Consider the following 16,702-nt stretch of genomic DNA (forward strand, 5'->3'; position numbering starts at 1 on the left):
TGTCGGACGCTGTGGTTGCGAGCCTGTGCGCGAGTTGCACGCGTCGGACGCAGCAGGGACGCGCGCCATTCGCCACGGACTCGCACGGCCGCACCACGGGCGAAGCACCAGGGCAAGGCGAGAGCGACGGGCGGCCTCCGCTGGCAGCCTAGGCCAGCTCCCACTCCACGCCGTGGCTCCGAGCGGGGAGCACGCGGACCCAGAGCCCATTGACGCGGTTCTCCACCATGCCCTCGACGGCGGCGAGCACGCGTCCCGCCGGCTCGTCCCCGTCGCAGATGGCGAGCATCGTCGAGCCCGAGCCGCTGATGGTGAAGGCCGCCGCCCCCGCGGCGAGCGCCGTGCGCCTCAGAGGCTCGTAGTCGGGGATGAGCGCGCTTCGGTAGGGTTCGTGCAGGCGGTCCTGGCAGGCGCTTGAGAGCAGGTCCGCGTCTCCCGTGGCAAGGGCGTGCACGGCGGCGACGCAGTGGCCGATCTGCCACACGGCGACCTCGGTGGGGACGCTCTGGGGCATGACGCGACGGGCGTCGGCGGTGCGCACCTCGTAGGGCGGCGCGATGGCCACGAAGCGAAGGCCCTCGGCCACGTCGAAGCGCAGCGACCTCGTGCTCCGTCCGTCCACGAACGAGCTCACGAGCCCACCCAAGAGCGCGGGGGCCACGTTGTCCGGGTGGCCCTCCAGCTCGCAGGCCACGTCCAGGGCTGCCTGCGGGTCCAGCCCGCCCGTATGGAGCAGCTGTGCGGCCACGACCCCCGCCACCACGCAGGTCGAGCTCGAGCCCAGCCCGCCCGAGAGCGGGATGGGGGAGTCGATGTGCAGGTGCAGGGGGAGCGGACGCTGGTAGAGCCTGCGGCAGGCCTCGAGGTAGCTGGTCCAGGCGAGGTTGTCCTCGCCACGGAAGCGCTCGGGGCAGCCGTCTATGGCCAGCTCGTCCGCCGGCTCGAAGCAGAACTCGGCCATGAGGTCCAGCGCCAGACCCAGGCAGTCGTAGCCCACGCCCACGTTGGCCGAGGTGGCCGGCACGCGGACGCGCACGCCACGGGGGAGGGCGGCGCTCACGCGAAGACCCTCTGGCAGGCGGTTTCCACGAAGTCGGCCATCTGGCCCTGGTCGCAGGCGTCCTCGTGCAGCACCGGGGCATCCCTCAGGGCCGAGAGCTGCGCCGGCGCCACAGTCCCCGTGAGCTCCTGCAGCCGGTCCATGCAGGCGAAGGCGTCAAGCCCTTCCACATCGTGTCCCAGCGCCCCCAGCACCTCGGCCGAGAACTTGTAGGGATTCGCGGTGGAGAGGCACACGCGTACGTTGCCGCCCCTCTCGCCTTGGCCCATGACGTGGCGGGCGACGGCGGTGTGGGGGTCGATGAGCACGCCGTCCGCCTCCCAGGCCGCGCGGATGGCGGCGCGGGTCTGGTCGTCTGTGGCCCAGCCGCAGTCGAAGTCGGAGCGCAGGCGCGCGAGCTCGTCAGGCGTGACCTCGTAGTGCCCCTCGCTGCGGAGCTGGGACATGAGGGCGGCGACGCGCTCGGCGTCACCCCCCGTCAGGTAGTAGAGCATGCGCTCGAGGTTGGACGAGACCAGGATGTCCATGGAGGGCGAGATGGTCTTGGCGAAGTCGCGCCGGCGGTCGTAGACGCCGGTGCGGAGGAAGTCGAAGAGGACCCTGTTGCTGTTGGAGGCGACGGTGAGCCTGCCCACGGGAAGCCCCAGGCGCTTGGCGTAGTAGCCCGCCAGGACGTCCCCGAAGTTGCCGGTGGGAACGACGAAGTCGAGCTCGTCCCCCTTGCGGATGACACCCCTCGCAAGAAGCTGCGCGTAGGCGCTGAAGTAGTAGGCGACCTGCGGGGCGAGTCGTCCCACGTTGATGGAGTTGGCGCTGGAGAGGACCACGCCCTCCCGCTCGAGGCGCCCCCTCAGGCCCTCGTCCGCGAAGATGCGCTTGACCTGGGTCTGGGCGTCGTCGAAGGTGCCCCTGATGCCGCAGACAGCCACGTTGGCCCCGCGCTGCGTCACCATCTGCAGGCGCTGGGCGTCGGACACCTTGCCCTCGGGGTAGAAGACCGTGACCCCCGTGCCCTCGACGCCGGCGAAGCCCGCCAGCGCCGCCTTGCCCGTGTCGCCCGAGGTGGCGGTCACGATCATGACCCTGCGCCCGTCTTCCTCGCGCGAGCGGGACATGAGGCGGGGGAGCATCTGCAGGGCGAGGTCCTTGAAGGCGCAGGTGGGTCCGTGCCAGAGCTCGAGGAGCCAGTCGTCGCCCAGCGACGTGACGGGGGTCACGAGCGGCGTGTCGAAGTTCTGGGCGTAGGCGCCGCGCACGCAATCGTCGAGCTCGTCCGGCGAGAAGTCGGGCAGCAGCGTGGCCAGGACGCGGCGCGCGATGTCGTGGTAGCCGGCGGCCTCGAGGCCCTCGACGCCGAGTTCGGAGGCGCCCAGCTGGTCCGAGACGTAGAGCCCTCCGTCGGGCGCGATGCCTGCGAGTATTGCTTGCCTGCTTGTTACGGAATCGCCGCCGCCGCGCGTGCTGTGATAGAACATGCTCACTGTGGCGCTCCTAGCCTCGGGTTTCGCAGAACGTTCGTAAGTATCATAGTCGCAGGGTGCGGGACCTCCCGTCACCGTCACACAGTAGAAAGATTGGAAGCTCATGAAGGTCGCGCTGCTGGGACACGGCGTCGTGGGACGCGGGGTAGACCAGATTCTCTCCTCCAGGGACCTCGGCGTGGAGGTGACGCGGATCCTGGAGCTGCCGGGCCGCCTGGACGACGGTCGCATGACCTCGGACTATGAGGACATCTTGGGCGACGGGCAGATCGAGCTCGTCGTGGAGTGCATGGGAGGGCTCGAGCCGGCGCACGGCTATATCCTCTCGGCCCTCGCTGCCGGCAAGAGCGTCGTCACCTCCAACAAGGCCGTGGTCGCGGCATACTTGGACGAGTTCGCGAGCCAGGCGCGCTTCTCGCGCGCGAGCCTCCTCATCGAGGCCACCTGCGGCGGGGGAGTGCCCTGGATCGCCAGCATCGAGAAGGCCCGGCGCATCGACCGGATCAGCTCCATAGGCGGCATCATGAACGGGACCACCAACTTCATCGTGGACGCGATGGAGCGCGAGGGCGCGGAGTTCGCGGACGTCCTCGCCCGCGCCCAGGAGCTGGGGTACGCGGAGAGGGACCCCTCGGCCGACATCGACGGCATCGACGTGCGCAACAAGACCGCCATCGCCGCGAGCGTCGCCTTCGGCTGCGCCTGCAGGACGGACATCCCCACCTCCGGCATCCGCAACCTCACGAAGGCGGACCTCGACCTCCTGGCGTCGCGCGGGCTCTCGCTCAGGCTGCTGGGGCGCGCAGTGCAGGAGGGTGGTCGCTTCGCCGCGAGCGTCGAGCCCGTGGTGCTGGGCCATCGCGCCCTCGAGGCCAACGTGCCCGGCAACTTCAACCTGCTGAGCCTCGTGGGCGAGACCGTGGGCGAGCTCGGCTTCTACGGCCAGGGGGCGGGGTCGCTTCCCACCGGCAACGCCATGGTCCAGGATATCCTCGACTTCAGGGATGGCCGGCGCCCTAGCTACGACCTCTCGGCGGACCTCGCCTACGACCCCGGCCTGCTGCGGGGCGACTACCTGCTGCGCAGCGGCCTGGCCCCCGAGGGCTCCGAGGAGTGGGCTCCTGGCGTCAGCCTCCTTCGCGGCCTCAGCGCCGAGGAGGCGCGCGCGACGCTCGACCGTGTGCTCGGGGCCGACCCGACGAGCTTCATGGCCGTGCTGGACGCGAGGGGCTGACGCATGATAAAGGTCGCAAAGTTCGGCGGCTCCAGCGTCGCGGACGCGGAGCAGTTCCGCAAGGTCAAGTCGATCGTGGGGTCGGACCCAGAGCGCCGCTTCGTCGTGGTCTCCGCCTCGGGCAGGCGCTTCCCCCAGGACAACAAGGTCACCGACCTCCTGCTGCTGGTCAACGCGCACATCGAGTATCACGTCGACTGCACGGCGCTCCTCTCGGACATCCAGGCACGCTACCAGGACATCGCCGACGAGCTGGAGCTCAGCTACCCCGTCGCAGAGCGCTTCGGCGAGTTCGCGGCGCAGGTCAAGGGCTTCTCGCCCGAGTACGTGGTGTCGCGCGGCGAGTGGTTCACGGGCCAGCTCATGGCCGAGTACCTGGACCTTCCCTTCGTGGACGCGGCGGAGGTCATCGTCTTCCACCATGACGGCAGCGTGGACATGGAGCGCACGGCGATGCGCCTGCGCGACCGCGCGACGCGTCTGGGGAGCTTCCTGCTCCCGGGCTTCTACGGCGCCACGGTGGATGGCAGCATCAAGCTCTTCCAGCGCGGGGGCGGCGACATCACGGGCGCCATCCTGGCGCGCTGCCTGGACGCCGGCGTGTACGAGAACTGGACCGACGTCTCGGGCTTCCTCGCCGCCGACCCGCGCGTGGTGGACCACCCTCGCTCCATCCACCGCATCACCTACGACGAGATGCGCGAGCTCAGCTACATGGGGGCCTCGGTCCTGCAGGAGGAGGCCATCTTCCCCGTGCGCGAGACCAACATCCCCATCCAGATCAAGAACACCAACGACCCCGACGCTAAGGGCACCATCATCCGCGAGACGGCCGAGGAGCACGTGAAGGAGCACCTCATCACGGGCATCGCTGGCAAGCGCGACTTCATGGCCATCCATGTCCAGCGCGCCCACATCTCGAACGACGTGGGCTACCTCAGGCGTGCGCTCTCGGTCTTCGAGAAGTACGGCGTGAGCGTGGAGCACGTGCCCACGGGAGTCGACTCCTTCGGCGTCGTGGTCAACGGCGCCGACGTGAAGGACAGCATCTATTCCATCGTCAACGAGCTCCAACACGAGCTCGAGCCCGACAGCATCAACGTGGTGGACAGCCTGGCGCTCATCAGCGTCGTGGGCCGCAACATGAGCCGCCGCGCAGGCACCTCGGGCCGCATCTTCGGCTGCCTGGGTGAGGCGGGCATCAACATCCGCATGATCACCCAGAGTTCGCAGGAGATATCGATCATCATGGGCGTCAACAACGCCGACTTCGAACGTGCCATCCAGTGCATCTACGACCGCTTCGTCGACGGCGAGATGGTCGAGATGCCGCAGCTTGCCCAGTAGGGGGTTAGGACATGCCTGACAAGAGAGTTGCCATCCTCGGCGCGACCGGCGTCGTGGGGACCCAGATGCTCCAGTGCCTCGAGGAGAGGGACTTCCCGGTGGGGGAGCTCGTCCCCCTTGCGAGCGCTCGCTCCGCGGGCAGCAGCGTGCGCTTCCGCGGCGAGGAGGTGGTGGTGCGCGAGGCCACGCCCGAGGCCTTCGAGGGCGTGGACGTCGTGTTGGGCGCGGCGGGAGACGAACTCGCCCGCAAGCTCCTTCCCGAAGCCGTGAGGCGGGGCGCCACCTGCGTGGACAACAGCCACGCCTTCCGCCTGGACGAGGACGTGCCCCTGGTCATCCCCGAGATAAACGCCGACGACGTGAGCTGGCACCACGGCATCATCGCCAACCCCAACTGCGCCACCATCATCGGCCTGGTGCCCCTCTGGCCCCTGCACCAGGAGGCCGGCATCAGGAGGCTCGTCGTGAGCACCTACCAGGCGGCGTCGGGGGCGGGCATGCCGGGCCTGCGCGAGCTCGAGCGCGAGATGGGTGTCGTCGCCCAGGGCGGCGAGATGGGGCCCACCGACCCCTTCGCCTACCAGCTCGCCGCCAACCTGATTCCCCAGATCGGCGGCTTCAAGGAGGAGGGCTACACCTCCGAGGAGCTGAAGATGCAGAACGAGGGGCGCAAGATCATGCACCTTCCCGAGCTGCGCGTGAGCTGCACCTGCGTGCGCGTGCCCGTGATGCGCTCGCACTCCGAGTCGATCACGGTCGAGTTCGAGAGGCCCCTCTCGCCCGAGCGCGCCCGGGAGCTTCTCGAGGCAGCTCCCGGGGTGCTCGTGGTGGACGAGCCCTCCGAGCTGCGCTATCCCATGCCGCTCCAGAGCTCCGACCAGGACCTGGTCTGGGTCGGGCGCATCAGGCGCGACCTCTCCGCACCTGACGGCGTGAGCTCGCTATGCCTCTGGTGCTGCGGCGACCAGATTCGCAAGGGCGCCGCGACCAACGCCGTGCAGATCGCGGAGCTCCTGCTCTAGCGGCAGGCCTGGGCGGCGGCGCGAAGGATGGTGCCGCCGCGACGAGGCGTGAGCGGGCTCGAACGGGCGCGGGCCCTACTTGAAGGAGGCGAGGAGCCTCTCCACCAGGTGCTTGAGCTTGACGAGGTCCTCGCGCTCCATGCTGATGCAACCGCCGATGCAGGCGGGAACGTCCATCGCCTGCCTGCGAAGCCTCCTGCCCTCGTCGGTTAGGGTGATGATGATGGCGCGCTCGTCCGCCTTGGAGCGGGCGCGGTTGACGTAGCCGTGGCCCTCGAGCCGGCGCAGCAGCGGGGTGAGGGTGGCTGAGTCGAGGTAGAGCCTATGTCCCAGCTCGGTCACGGTGACGCCGTCCCGCTCCCAGAGGGCCATCATCGTCACGTACTGCGTGTAGGTGAGGCCCAGGGGGTCCAGGAAGGGCTTGTACCTGCGCGTGAGCTCCTTCGACGCCGCATAGAGCGGGAAGCACAGCTGGTTCTCGAGCGCCAGGGGGTCGAGCTCCCCACCCTCTGCGGCGTCCTGGGTGGCAGTGACCTTGGTATCGTCCATGTCAATCCTCTCTTCCCGCACGACTTAATCGTGCGCAATTTATCAAGGGAAGTATACCCAAGCGAGAGGGGCGTGCGCCAGAGAGGTCGCCAGGGCCATGCTTGCGGCAAGGCTCTAGTCCCACGCGCCACACAAGGAAGGGCCCGGACGGGATGTCGTCCACCCCGTCCGGGCCGCCATGTGACTCGTCGCGTGCGGGCCTGGTCGTGCCTCGCCTAGTTGAACTTCATGAACCTCTGTGCGGTCCGGTACAGCGCGATGGTCGCCGCGCGCCCGCCGGCGCCCGGGAGGTTGGTGGCCAGGCCGCAGATGCCCAGGCGCGCACGCCTCCACATGCGCCGGTCGTAGTCGTAGAGGTCGCTCCAGAGGCGGTCGAGCTCCGCCATGGCGTCGGCATGGTCCGAGAGCTTCGAGAAGACGGAGCAGATCATCATCATGATGACGAAGTAGTTGACCATGTAGCTGCGCAGGGCGTACGACTCGATGTCCTGGTAGAGGTGGTAGGACCTCATCATGATGCGAGTGATCTTGACCTGCTGGTCGATCCTGCCCGCCATGACCTTCTCGTTCACCGACTGGTCCTCCCGCCCTATGAAGTAGCGGTAGAGGTCCACGTCCAGGTAGTAGAGGGTGCGGCAGCGCGGCAGGGGGACGTAGGCGTAGATGTTGTCCACGTAGAAGGTGTGCGCCGGCATGGGCACCCCTCCGTCGCGCAGCACGTCGGTGCGGTAGCAGAGGGCGTGCATGAGGAGGTTCTGGGCCATCTTGAAGTGGCGGATGTCGTTCCAGCCAAAGGCCCTGCCCACGGGGAGCACCGAGCGGTAGTTGACCACGTGGCTGCTGCCGTCCTCCACGTGCTCGTACACGTAGTTGCTGATGATGAGGTCCACGCGCTCGCCGGTCTCGTCCAGCTCGCGGACCTTGCCCAGGAGGGTGGCGCAGGCCTCGGCGTCCAGCCAGTCGTCGGAGTCCACGACCTTGAAGTAGGTCCCCTCGGCGTTTCCCAGGCCCTTGAGGACGGCCATGCCATGGCCGCCGTTCTCCTGGTGCACGGCCTTCACGATGCTGGGGTGGCGCTCCTGCCAGGACTCTGCCTTGGCCAGCGTGTCGTCCTTCGTGGACCCGTCGTCCACGATGACGACCTGGACGTCCTCGGCGTAGTTGGTCCCCACGAGGATGGACTCTATGCACTTGTCCATGTATTCGGCGGAGTTGTAGCAGGGGATGGCGAAGGTGATGACCTTCTTCATGGGTTGGCCCTCCGGATTCGTTGCGACAGGCGGCTGTCGTGCCATTTCTCAAGACATTATGGCATGAGCCGCCCGTTCCATGCGCTCGCTGGTCTAGGATGGGGCTCGCCCGCACGGTCGCGGGCGGCGTTAGGAGGGGAGAGAAGCCATGGCAACCTACCTGAACCCAGGCCCCGTCTTCGGGCCCGTCCGCAGCCGAAGGCTGGGGGTCTCGCTGGGTGTCAACCTCGCGCCGGCGGACGGCAAGCGCTGCAGCTTCGACTGCGTCTACTGCGAGAACGGCACCAACGACGAGCGGCCCACGAGCTCGCCCTGGCCCACGGCCACACAGGTCGCCGAGGCGTTGGGCGCACGCCTGCGCGACATGTCCGCGGCGGGCGAGCCCCCCGACGTGATTACCCTCGCGGGCAACGGGGAGCCCACGGCCAACCCAGAGTTTCCCGAGGTCGTGGATGCGGTCCTCTCGCTTAGGGACGAGCTCTGCCCCAAGGCGCGGGTGGCGGTGCTCTCCAACGCCACCATGGCCCACGTGCCGGCCGTGCGCGACGCGCTCCTGCGCGTGGACGACAACATCCTCAAGCTGGACACGGTGGACGGGGACTTCATCCGGAGGGTGGACCGGCCCGTCGGCGGCTACGACGTGGGCCGCGTGGTGGACGCGCTGGCGGCTTTCGGCGGCAGGGTGATGGTCCAGAGCATGTTCCTGGGCGGGGAGCTCGACGGCAGGAGCGTGGACAACACGGGTGAGGCCTACGTCGGACCTTGGCTTGAGGCGCTCGCACGGATTCGCCCCGAGGCGGTGATGGTCTACACCATCGCGCGCGACACGCCCTTCCAGGGTCTCAGGAAGGCCAGTCCGGAGGCGCTCGACTCCATCGCGGCCCGGGTGCGGGCGCTCGGCCTGGAGTGCAGCGTCTCGTACTAGTCGCGCGAACCGCGCCAGCGCGGCGTGCCGACCGCTCGCCGGCGGGACGCGCTGGCGCAGGCCGGCAGCGACGTGTCGTCTACCAGTGCACGACCACCTTGTCCCCCACGCGGACTAGGTCCCAGAGGGCCTTCGCGTCCTGGTAGGGGAGGTTCACGCAGCCGTGGCTGCCGGCGTAGCTGTAGATCGACCCGCCGAAGCTGTAGCGCCAGGTCGCGTCGTGGAGGCCCACCGAGTTGCCGATGAAGGGCATCCAGTACGACACGTTGCTCCTGTAGTCGGGCTCGCCGTCGTGGTCCTCGTCGGCTCCCACCAGCACCGTGTCGCGGGCCATGTTCGAGTTGATGGCGTAGGTGCCCGTTGGCGTGGTGCGACCCTCCGAGGTGTTGCCCGACACGATGTACGACCTCCATATGACCCTTCCGTTCGCGTCGTAGAAGCGCGCGTACTGGGTGGAGAGGTTGATGTCGATGTGCCGTCCGCGCTCGCGCGCGCCCTCGCTCTCGGCCGGGCGCGAGCCTACGACCTGCAGGGGGATCTCTATGGGGTCGGAGCGCTGGCCCAGGAGGGCGTTGTAGATGGACTCGGCGAGGCTCGCGTCGTCCACCGCGTAGTCGTTGACCTCGTCGGAGTAGTCCACGCTGGCCGCGAGCACCGAGTTGATCCAGTTGCCTATGGCGTCGCCGTCCGCGCCGAGGGCGAGGTCGTCTCCCACGACGAGCCAGGACGCGCTGAGCGACTCGTCCACGCGCGCGACCTCCCTGCCGTCGCGCGTGAGCGGGATGGAGAGGGCGAGCGCGTCGTTGGCCTTCTTGGTCGCCGCCGCGAGCCGCTCGTCGTCATGTCTGACCGCTGGCTGGACGAGCTCCGCGTCGCCCAGGACGAGCTTGCGCTGGAGCGACTTTGCGGCCGTCGACGCGCTGGCGACGACGCGGTCGAGGTCGAGCATGGTGCCCGGCACCTCGTCCGTCACCCTGAACTCCCCCGCGTCGGCGTCGAAGGAGGAGCTGGCGCTGGTCGGCGCCGTGGCGGACTGGTTGTAGGCCTCGACCGCCGGTTGGAGGGCGTCGCGGAGACTCGCCTCGTCCAGGGTCACGCCGTCCTCCTGGAAGATCACGCGGCGGGAGAGGAGGTCAAGGGGCCAGGCGCGCGCGTCCGCCTTCCGGAACGCGTCGGCCGCGTAGTCGTCCGCACGGGCGGCGAGTCCCACGTCGGCGGACGCGACCTGGGCCGTGAAGCCGGAGGGCCCCTGGAGCTCGAGCCTCCAGTCGCGCACGGCGTCCGCAACCGAGGCCGAGAGCGCCTCCTTGGTCATGAGCGAGACGTCCTGCCCGTTCACCGTGGTGCCCGGCGTGAAGTGGGTCGAGAAGTACGCGCAGCCCCCGCCATAGACCGTGGCTAGGGCGAGGCCGCAGGCCACGAGCTTGGGGGCGAGGCGGTGCCTGGGCCCCTCGGGGACGCCGTCCTGGGCCGTCTTGGTGCTGGGGGTTTCTGCCTGCTTCGCCACGGTCCGCCTCGTCTTCGTTTTGGCTGCTTGAAGGGGTCGCTCCCAAGCGGGAGCAGCACGCCTCAAGAGTCTAGCGCAAGGGGCCTTTGACAGGGGGGGCGGGGCGTCGACGTCGGATGGGGCGCCCCTCCGGGGAGTGGGCCTACTTGCCCGAGCCGGCGGCGGTGCCGCTCGTGCTGCCTGTTGCCGAGCCTGCGGAAGAGCCCGCGCTGGAGCTTCCCGTGCCGCTGCCTCCGGCGTCGCTGGAGCCAGCGCTCGAGGACGTGCTTCCGCCACTGGAGTTGGCAGAACTGCCCGAGGAGCCACTGCCGGAGGCGCCACCGCTTGAGGAGCCGGTGCCCGCCGAGCCCGAGTCCGAACTGCCGCTGGTGCCCGCCGTGCCGGACCCGGACGTGCCCGTGCCAGCCTCCGCGGAGGGATCCTTCGCGGACGTGCCACCTTCGGTCGAGGGAGCCGTGGTGGTCGATCCGGTCGCCTCGGACTTCGTCCCCTCCTGGCTCGACGCGTTTCCCTCGGTCGAGTTCGTGGCGTCACTCTCGCCCTGGACGCTCTGCGCGGCAGGCTGCTCGCTCGTGACCGATTGCGCCACCTCGTCGATGCTGGGACCGATTCCCTGTCCCGCGGTGACGAGGCTGACCACCGCGGCGTAGGCCAGGACGGCGAGGACCGCGACCGCCGCCAGGACGACCGCCGCCCTGCGGGCGACGCGACGTCCCTGCTGGCGGGCAGCGGCGCTGTGCAGGCTGGCGGGCGCGATGGGGGTGCCCGTGGCGGCGAAGGAGCGCTCGGGCTCGCCCTGTGGCGGGGCCTGGACGGCGGCGGGCATGGCGCTCGTGTTGCCGTCGTGGCCGGGGAGGGGGGCGCCGGACCATGCAGCGTCGGAATCGTCGTCGCGGTCGTACGAGAGGTCCTTGAGCTTCTGGGCGCTGGCCTTGATCATGCCCTTGTACACCTGGGTGGCCAGGGCGCTGGCGCCGGCCGCCACGGCGACGCCGATGATGGAGCCGGCGAGGCCGATCCTGGACGAGAGGGCGAACGAGGTCGCCGCCGCGAGGGCACTCGCCACGATCGCCGAGAGCGAGAGCTCCCCCAGGACGCCCCCGCGCCCCTCCTCGTCCTCGCGACGGTCACCTTCCTGCCTCAGCTGGTCACGCATGGAGAACCTCCCAAGAAGACGCGTCCATCCAGACAAGCATTACCCAGCTCGCGGGGCCCATGCGCACGGGCATGGCAACTACACGAATATTTTGGCTAGCTGAGCGGTATGATTGGGGGCGTAGGTTCGACAGGGTGTCTCATATAGGAGGTATCACCATGCTAGTCAACGCTACCGCCATGCTCCAGAGCGCTCAGAGGGGTCACTACGGCCTGGGTGCGTTCAACACCAACAACCTCGAGTGGGCAACGTCGATCCTCGATGCTGCCGAAGAGCTCCAGTCTCCCGTCATCATCCAGTGCACGAGCGGCGCCGCTAAGTGGCAGACCAGCTTCAAGGTCGTCGCCGACATCGTGAGGGACCTTGTCGAGGCCAAGAACATCACCGTGCCTGTGGCACTGCACCTCGATCATGGTAGCTACGAGGATGTCTTCAAGTGCATCGATGCGGGCTTCACCTCGGTCATGTACGATGGCTCGCACGAGCCCGACTTCCAGACCAACCTCCAGCGCACCGCCGAGGTCGTCAAGGCCGCCCATAACAAGGGCATCTCCGTTGAGGCCGAGGTCGGCGGCATCGGCGGTACCGAGGATGGCGTGACCTCACAGGGCGAGCTCGCCGATCCCGAGGAGTGCAAGCAGATCGCAGACCTGGGCGTCGACTTCCTGGCGTGCGGCATCGGCAACATCCATGGCATCTATCCTGCCAACTGGGCGGGCCTCTCCTTCGAGCGCCTTGCCGAGATCAAGGCCCTCACGGGCGACCTGCCGCTCGTCCTTCATGGCGGCACCGGCATCCCCGTCGACCAAATCCAGAAGGCCATCTCCGAGGGCGTCTCCAAGATTAACGTCAACACCGATCTCCAGCTGGTCTTTGCTGCGGCCACCCGCACGTACATCGAGAGCGGTGCAGACAAGGAGGGTAAGGGCTACGATCCCCGTAAGCTCCTCAAGCCTGGTCGCGACGCCATCAAGACCCGCACCATCGAGCTCATGAAGGAGTTCGGCTCCGACGGCAAGGGCTGGGCGTAGGCATCGGCTCCTGCCCGGCGCGCCCGCGCAACCGGGCAGGGAAGGCGCACGAACGCAAGGGGGACCGTCTTCGGGCGGTCCCCCTTCCTGTGGACTTGTGGGCTGGACGTGGCTGCGTGGCTGTGGGCCGGGATGCTGCCGGGCCTGGGCGTAGCTGCCGGACTGGATGCTGCCGGGCCTGGGCGCTGCCGGGCTGGATACTGCCGGGCCTGGGCGTAGCTACCGGTCCGGGATACTGTCGGCCTTGGGCGTAGCTGCCGGTCCCTGGCTGCCTACCAGCCGCAGCGGGCGGGCACGAGCACGTCGAGGGCCCGTGGCTCCACCTCGACCTCGAAGCGCCTGCCCTCGAATCTCTCGCCGTCGACCTGGCAGGGAATGCCCTCTCCCTCGAACTCGACCTGGAGCCTTCTCGCGCGCTCGGCCCTGATGACGCGCGAGCGCACGTGCCTTCCGGAGCGGGCGAGGCCGAAGAGGGCCAGCAGGCGGGGGATGGAGGGCACCTTCACGTTGTAGCAGACGTCCAGCATTCCGTCGTTGGGCAGCGCGTCGGGGCAGACGCGGAAGCCGCCGCCGTAGGTGGGGCCGTTCTGGACCGCGAGTATGAGGGCGCGCAGCTCCTGGGGGTCGCCGTCGTCGAGGCGGAGGCAGCAGGGGTAGCCCTTGTGCCCGGACGAGAAGACCTTCACGCCCGAGGTGGCGAAGAGCATCGACCCCTCCTGGCTCGTGTTGGCGGCGCGGCGGTCGGTCGTGTCTAGGGCGATGGCGGCGTCCAGGCCAAAGGAGAGGGTCTCGACGAAGTGGGTGCCCTGGCCGTGCTCGTTGGTCACGTGCCCCAGGTCGATGCTGACCCTGCGGCCGCCGAGAAGCTCGGCCAGGGAGAGCTCGGGGTCGTTGTAGGTGGCCGAGATGGTGCGAGCGAAGTCGTTGCCCGAGCCCATGGGGATGACGGCGAGGGCGGGGCGGGCGTCGGTGGGCAGGGTCATGAGGCCGTTCGTCGCCTCGTGGATGACGCCGTCCCCGCCCAGGACGATGAGGGTGTCCATCTGGGCGGCGCCGGCCGCGAGGCGCTTGGCGTCCTCGGGGCCCTCGGTCATGACCAGCTCGAACGACTCGGTGGCAGAGGTGTACGACTCGAAGAAGCGCCGGGCGCGCTCCGCCGCCTCGGCCCCCTTTCCGCTGTGCGAGGCGGGGTTTGCCACGACGAGCGTCCGACCGAGCCTGAGTATTGCCATGTTGGGGGCCTTTCGGGGACGGGTGCGGTCCGTGCCCCATCATTCTAAGCACTTGGGGTGGGGCGTGTCCGGTCGGGGCGGGGGAGCGTCGCGGTGGCGCGGCAGGGGGAAGAGGCGCGCCCGGGCGCGGTGGCGCGCTCGGGCGTGGCGCGGAGGCGTGGTCGGGGTGCTCGGTCGGGGCGCATCGGCACGGCCGGAGTGCGCATTCCAGGCGTGAAATGCGCACCTCTCCGCAAAACCGCAGTTCATCGAAGATGGGTGCGCATTTGAAATCTGAAATGCGCTCCTTCTGCCGCGGGGTTGAATCCCGGAGCCTTCTGTCGCAGGTTCCGGAGGCCGCCCGGAGGGGCAGTCGGGGGGGACCGGTGCGATTTTGCGGAATGCGTTGCCCCGGGCGGGGCACTCTCGTATAATCCTAGAGCGGCTCCGGGGTGTAGCGCAGCTTGGTAGCGCATCTGCTTTGGGAGCAGAGGGTCGCTGGTTCGAATCCAGTCACCCCGACCACATGCGGCGGTAGTTCAATTGGTAGAGCAGTAGCCTTCCAAGCTACCTGTTGCGGGTTCGAGTCCCGTCCGCCGCTCCATGCGCTCGCTTGCCAGGGTCCTTTGGGGCCCTGGCTTTTTTATCGCGCGGGGTTATGCGCCAATTGCCAGCATCGTGTGGCCACCTTTCCATGTTCTGCAATAGCACGAAAAGTTAACTAATAAGAGTGGAATAAAGTAAGAATAACTTTAGTTTGGAGGGACAATGCCAAAGATCATCTCCAGCACAACGCTGAGGAACAACTACGCGGAGCTCTCCGACTGGTGCCATAAGACCGGCGAACCCCTCTTCGTCACGAAGAACGGTGCTGGTGACCTTGCAGTCCTTGATATGGATGCATACGAGGACCTAACCTCGCGGCTTGCGCTGTACGAGAGCCTTGCCGCAGGGCGCGTCGCCGCGGACGAGGGCAATGCCAGACCCGCGGGTACGGCTGCCCAGGCACTTCGCCGGCGCATCGGGCCGCAGAACGCCAAGGACTGACGCGAGGCCGCTCGATTGCGCACTATGCCGTTCCATCGCACGCTCGGCCGTCCAGCCGCGCGTTCGACATCAGTTGCGGACTCTAAAAGGGGAGAAGTCCGCAACTGACTGTGCCCATGGTGTCTCTCGCCCGTAAACGACCTGTTAGCCTGGAGTCAGCTGCAGGCTCTAAAAGTCCCAAACTCCGCAACCGACTTAACGTGTTGCAGGATTCCGCCGCACGTGTCGCAGAACTTCGCCACCGGCGTCGCCCCGCGCGCCCAGAAGGCACGCCCCGCCCGCGAACTCGACGGCCCCGCCTGCGTGCAGACGGTCTGCAAGTACGGTTTCTTATGCATGTCGATTGAGTTACGCACCGTGAATGTCCTAGCCCGCCCCCAACCCGATGCCTATTCTTTAGCCGTCCGCATTGCGTCACAACCCTTGAGGGGAGAGACCATGTCCTATTCCGAGAAGGTCATCGCCGAGCTGAAGGAGCGCTACTCCGACCAGCCGGAGTTCATCCAGGCGGCCGAGGAGGTCCTCACGACCCTGCAGCCCGCCCTCGACGCGCATCCCGAGTTTGAGAAGGCTGCCCTGCTCGAGCGCCTCGTCGAGCCCGAGCGCATCGTCATCTTCCGCGTGCCCTGGGTGGACGATGCCGGCAAGGTCCAGGTCAACCGTGGCTACCGTGTGCAGTTCAACAGTGCCATCGGTCCCTACAAGGGCGGCCTGCGCCTGCATCCCTCCGTCAACCTGGGCATCCTCAAGTTCCTGGGCTTCGAGCAGATCTTCAAGAACTCCCTCACCACGCTTCCCATGGGCGGCGGCAAGGGCGGCTCCGACTTCGACCCCAAGGGCAAGTCCGATGCCGAGGTCATGCGCTTCTGCCAGTCCTTCATGACCGAGCTCGTGAAGCACATCGGCCCCGACACCGACGTCCCCGCGGGCGACATCGGCACCGGCGCGCGCGAGATCGGCTACCTCTTCGGCCAGTACAAGCGCCTCACCAACAGCTGGTCCTCCGTGCTCACCGGCAAGGGCCTCTCGTACGGCGGCTCGCTCGCCCGCACCGAGGCCACCGGCTACGGCGCGGTGTACTTCCTGCTCAACATGCTCAAGCAGCGCGGCGAGTCCATCGAGGGCAAGGTCGTCGCGGTCTCGGGCTCCGGCAACGTCGCGCAGTACGCCATCCAGAAGGCCGAGCAGCTGGGTGCCAAGGTCGTGACCGCCTCCGACTCCAACGGCTACGTCTATGACTCCGAGGGCATCGACTTCGACACCCTCGTCGACATCAAGCAGGGCCGCCGCGGTCGCATCAGCGAGTACGTCGCCGCCCGTCCCGGCGCGACCTACCACGAGGGCGAGCGTCCCTGGGGCGAGAACTGCGACATCGCCATGCCCTGCGCGACCCAGAACGAGCTCGAGCTCGCCGACGCCCAGAGGCTCGTTGCCAACGGCTGCGGCTACGTGGTGGAGGGCGCCAACATGCCCACCACCCTCGAGGCGACGCAGTACCTCAAGGAGAACGGCGTATTCTTTGCCCCCGGCAAGGCTGCCAACGCCGGTGGCGTCGCGACCTCCGGCCTGGAGATGAGCCAGAACCACGAGCACCTCTCCTGGACCTTCGACGAGGTCGACGAGAAGCTCCACGGCATCATGGACTCCATCTACGCCGCCGCCTACGACGCCGCCAAGGAGTACGGCCACGAGGGCGACCTCGTCTTCGGCGCCAACATCGCCGGCTTCCTCAAGGTCGCCGACGCCATGATGGCCCAGGGCGTCTGCTAGCACGTCCGACGTGGCGGCGCTGCCGCCATCGTCTTGCAAGGCAAGGGGGGAGTCGGGCTTGGTCCGGCTCCCCCCCTGCTTGTGCGGGAGGCATGCGATCGCGGTCGCGGTC

General features: G+C 68.1%; 14 protein-coding genes and 2 tRNA genes. 9 read left to right on the forward strand and 7 right to left on the reverse strand.

From position 1 onward, the window contains the following. Positions 1–148: 148 nt before the first annotated feature. Positions 149–1,060: a homoserine kinase gene (gene thrB / locus ACMPH2_RS03795; protein ID WP_417118668.1), complete on the reverse strand. Its 912-nt coding sequence runs from the start codon at positions 1,058–1,060 to the stop codon at positions 149–151. Then, complete coding sequence (gene thrC, locus ACMPH2_RS03800) at positions 1,057–2,541, reverse strand: threonine synthase (protein WP_417118669.1); 1,485 nt, start codon at positions 2,539–2,541, stop codon at positions 1,057–1,059. The genes thrB and thrC overlap by 4 nt, the downstream gene beginning before the upstream one ends. Before the next feature lie 103 nt (positions 2,542–2,644). Between thrC and ACMPH2_RS03805 the strand changes: the two genes are divergently transcribed. The 3 genes from ACMPH2_RS03805 to ACMPH2_RS03815 are packed head-to-tail and all read left to right on the forward strand — an operon-like array spanning position 2,645 to position 6,144. Continuing rightward, positions 2,645–3,775, forward strand: coding sequence for a homoserine dehydrogenase (locus tag ACMPH2_RS03805; RefSeq protein WP_417118670.1), 1,131 nt, complete (start codon positions 2,645–2,647; stop codon positions 3,773–3,775). Positions 3,776–3,778: 3 nt separating this feature from the next. Continuing rightward, positions 3,779–5,122: an aspartate kinase gene (locus ACMPH2_RS03810; RefSeq protein WP_417118671.1), complete on the forward strand. Its 1,344-nt coding sequence runs from the start codon at positions 3,779–3,781 to the stop codon at positions 5,120–5,122. An 11-nt stretch (positions 5,123–5,133) separates the two neighbouring features. Continuing rightward, entirely contained in the window at positions 5,134–6,144 is a 1,011-nt protein-coding gene (locus tag ACMPH2_RS03815; protein WP_062530047.1) for an aspartate-semialdehyde dehydrogenase, read from the forward strand. A gap of 75 nt (positions 6,145–6,219) precedes the next feature. Here ACMPH2_RS03815 and ACMPH2_RS03820 read toward each other — a convergent pair whose 3' ends face one another. Beyond that, positions 6,220–6,693 (reverse strand): MarR family winged helix-turn-helix transcriptional regulator, encoded by a 474-nt coding sequence (locus ACMPH2_RS03820; RefSeq protein WP_417118672.1) that lies wholly within the window; start codon positions 6,691–6,693, stop codon positions 6,220–6,222. Between the two features lie 215 nt (positions 6,694–6,908). After that, positions 6,909–7,943, reverse strand: coding sequence for a glycosyltransferase family 2 protein (locus ACMPH2_RS03825; RefSeq protein WP_417118673.1), 1,035 nt, complete (start codon positions 7,941–7,943; stop codon positions 6,909–6,911). Positions 7,944–8,091: 148 nt separating this feature from the next. Between ACMPH2_RS03825 and ACMPH2_RS03830 the strand changes: the two genes are divergently transcribed. Continuing rightward, positions 8,092–8,868, forward strand: coding sequence for a radical SAM protein (locus ACMPH2_RS03830; protein WP_009279479.1), 777 nt, complete (start codon positions 8,092–8,094; stop codon positions 8,866–8,868). 79 nt (positions 8,869–8,947) lie between these two features. Here ACMPH2_RS03830 and ACMPH2_RS03835 read toward each other — a convergent pair whose 3' ends face one another. Continuing rightward, positions 8,948–10,375 carry a L,D-transpeptidase gene (locus tag ACMPH2_RS03835; RefSeq protein ID WP_417118674.1) on the reverse strand — a complete coding sequence of 476 codons (1,428 nt, stop codon included), beginning with the start codon at positions 10,373–10,375 and terminating at the stop codon, positions 8,948–8,950. A gap of 142 nt (positions 10,376–10,517) precedes the next feature. Then, positions 10,518–11,531: a hypothetical protein gene (locus ACMPH2_RS03840; RefSeq protein WP_417118675.1), complete on the reverse strand. Its 1,014-nt coding sequence runs from the start codon at positions 11,529–11,531 to the stop codon at positions 10,518–10,520. Between the two features lie 158 nt (positions 11,532–11,689). Here ACMPH2_RS03840 and fba point away from each other — a divergent pair, with 158 nt between their 5' ends. Beyond that, positions 11,690–12,562: a class II fructose-1,6-bisphosphate aldolase gene (fba, locus tag ACMPH2_RS03845; RefSeq protein WP_062530059.1), complete on the forward strand. Its 873-nt coding sequence runs from the start codon at positions 11,690–11,692 to the stop codon at positions 12,560–12,562. A 272-nt stretch (positions 12,563–12,834) separates the two neighbouring features. Here fba and ACMPH2_RS03850 read toward each other — a convergent pair whose 3' ends face one another. Beyond that, positions 12,835–13,794 carry a diacylglycerol/lipid kinase family protein gene (locus ACMPH2_RS03850; RefSeq protein ID WP_417118676.1) on the reverse strand — a complete coding sequence of 320 codons (960 nt, stop codon included), beginning with the start codon at positions 13,792–13,794 and terminating at the stop codon, positions 12,835–12,837. Between the two features lie 427 nt (positions 13,795–14,221). Here ACMPH2_RS03850 and ACMPH2_RS03855 point away from each other — a divergent pair. The 4 genes from ACMPH2_RS03855 to gdhA all read left to right on the forward strand — a co-directional run bounded on the left by ACMPH2_RS03855 (position 14,222) and on the right by gdhA (position 16,590). Beyond that, positions 14,222–14,298, forward strand: a tRNA-Pro gene (locus ACMPH2_RS03855). Between the two features lie 3 nt (positions 14,299–14,301). Beyond that, a tRNA-Gly gene (locus tag ACMPH2_RS03860) sits at positions 14,302–14,377 on the forward strand. A 164-nt stretch (positions 14,378–14,541) separates the two neighbouring features. Beyond that, entirely contained in the window at positions 14,542–14,820 is a 279-nt protein-coding gene (locus ACMPH2_RS03865) for a type II toxin-antitoxin system Phd/YefM family antitoxin (protein ID WP_417118677.1), read from the forward strand. 438 nt (positions 14,821–15,258) lie between these two features. Beyond that, positions 15,259–16,590 (forward strand): NADP-specific glutamate dehydrogenase, encoded by a 1,332-nt coding sequence (gene gdhA / locus ACMPH2_RS03870; RefSeq protein ID WP_417118678.1) that lies wholly within the window; start codon positions 15,259–15,261, stop codon positions 16,588–16,590. Positions 16,591–16,702 lie beyond the last annotated feature (112 nt).

Source organism: Olsenella phocaeensis (assembly GCF_048189965.1).
GTDB classification, from domain to species: Bacteria; Actinomycetota; Coriobacteriia; order Coriobacteriales; family Atopobiaceae; genus Olsenella_I; species Olsenella_I phocaeensis.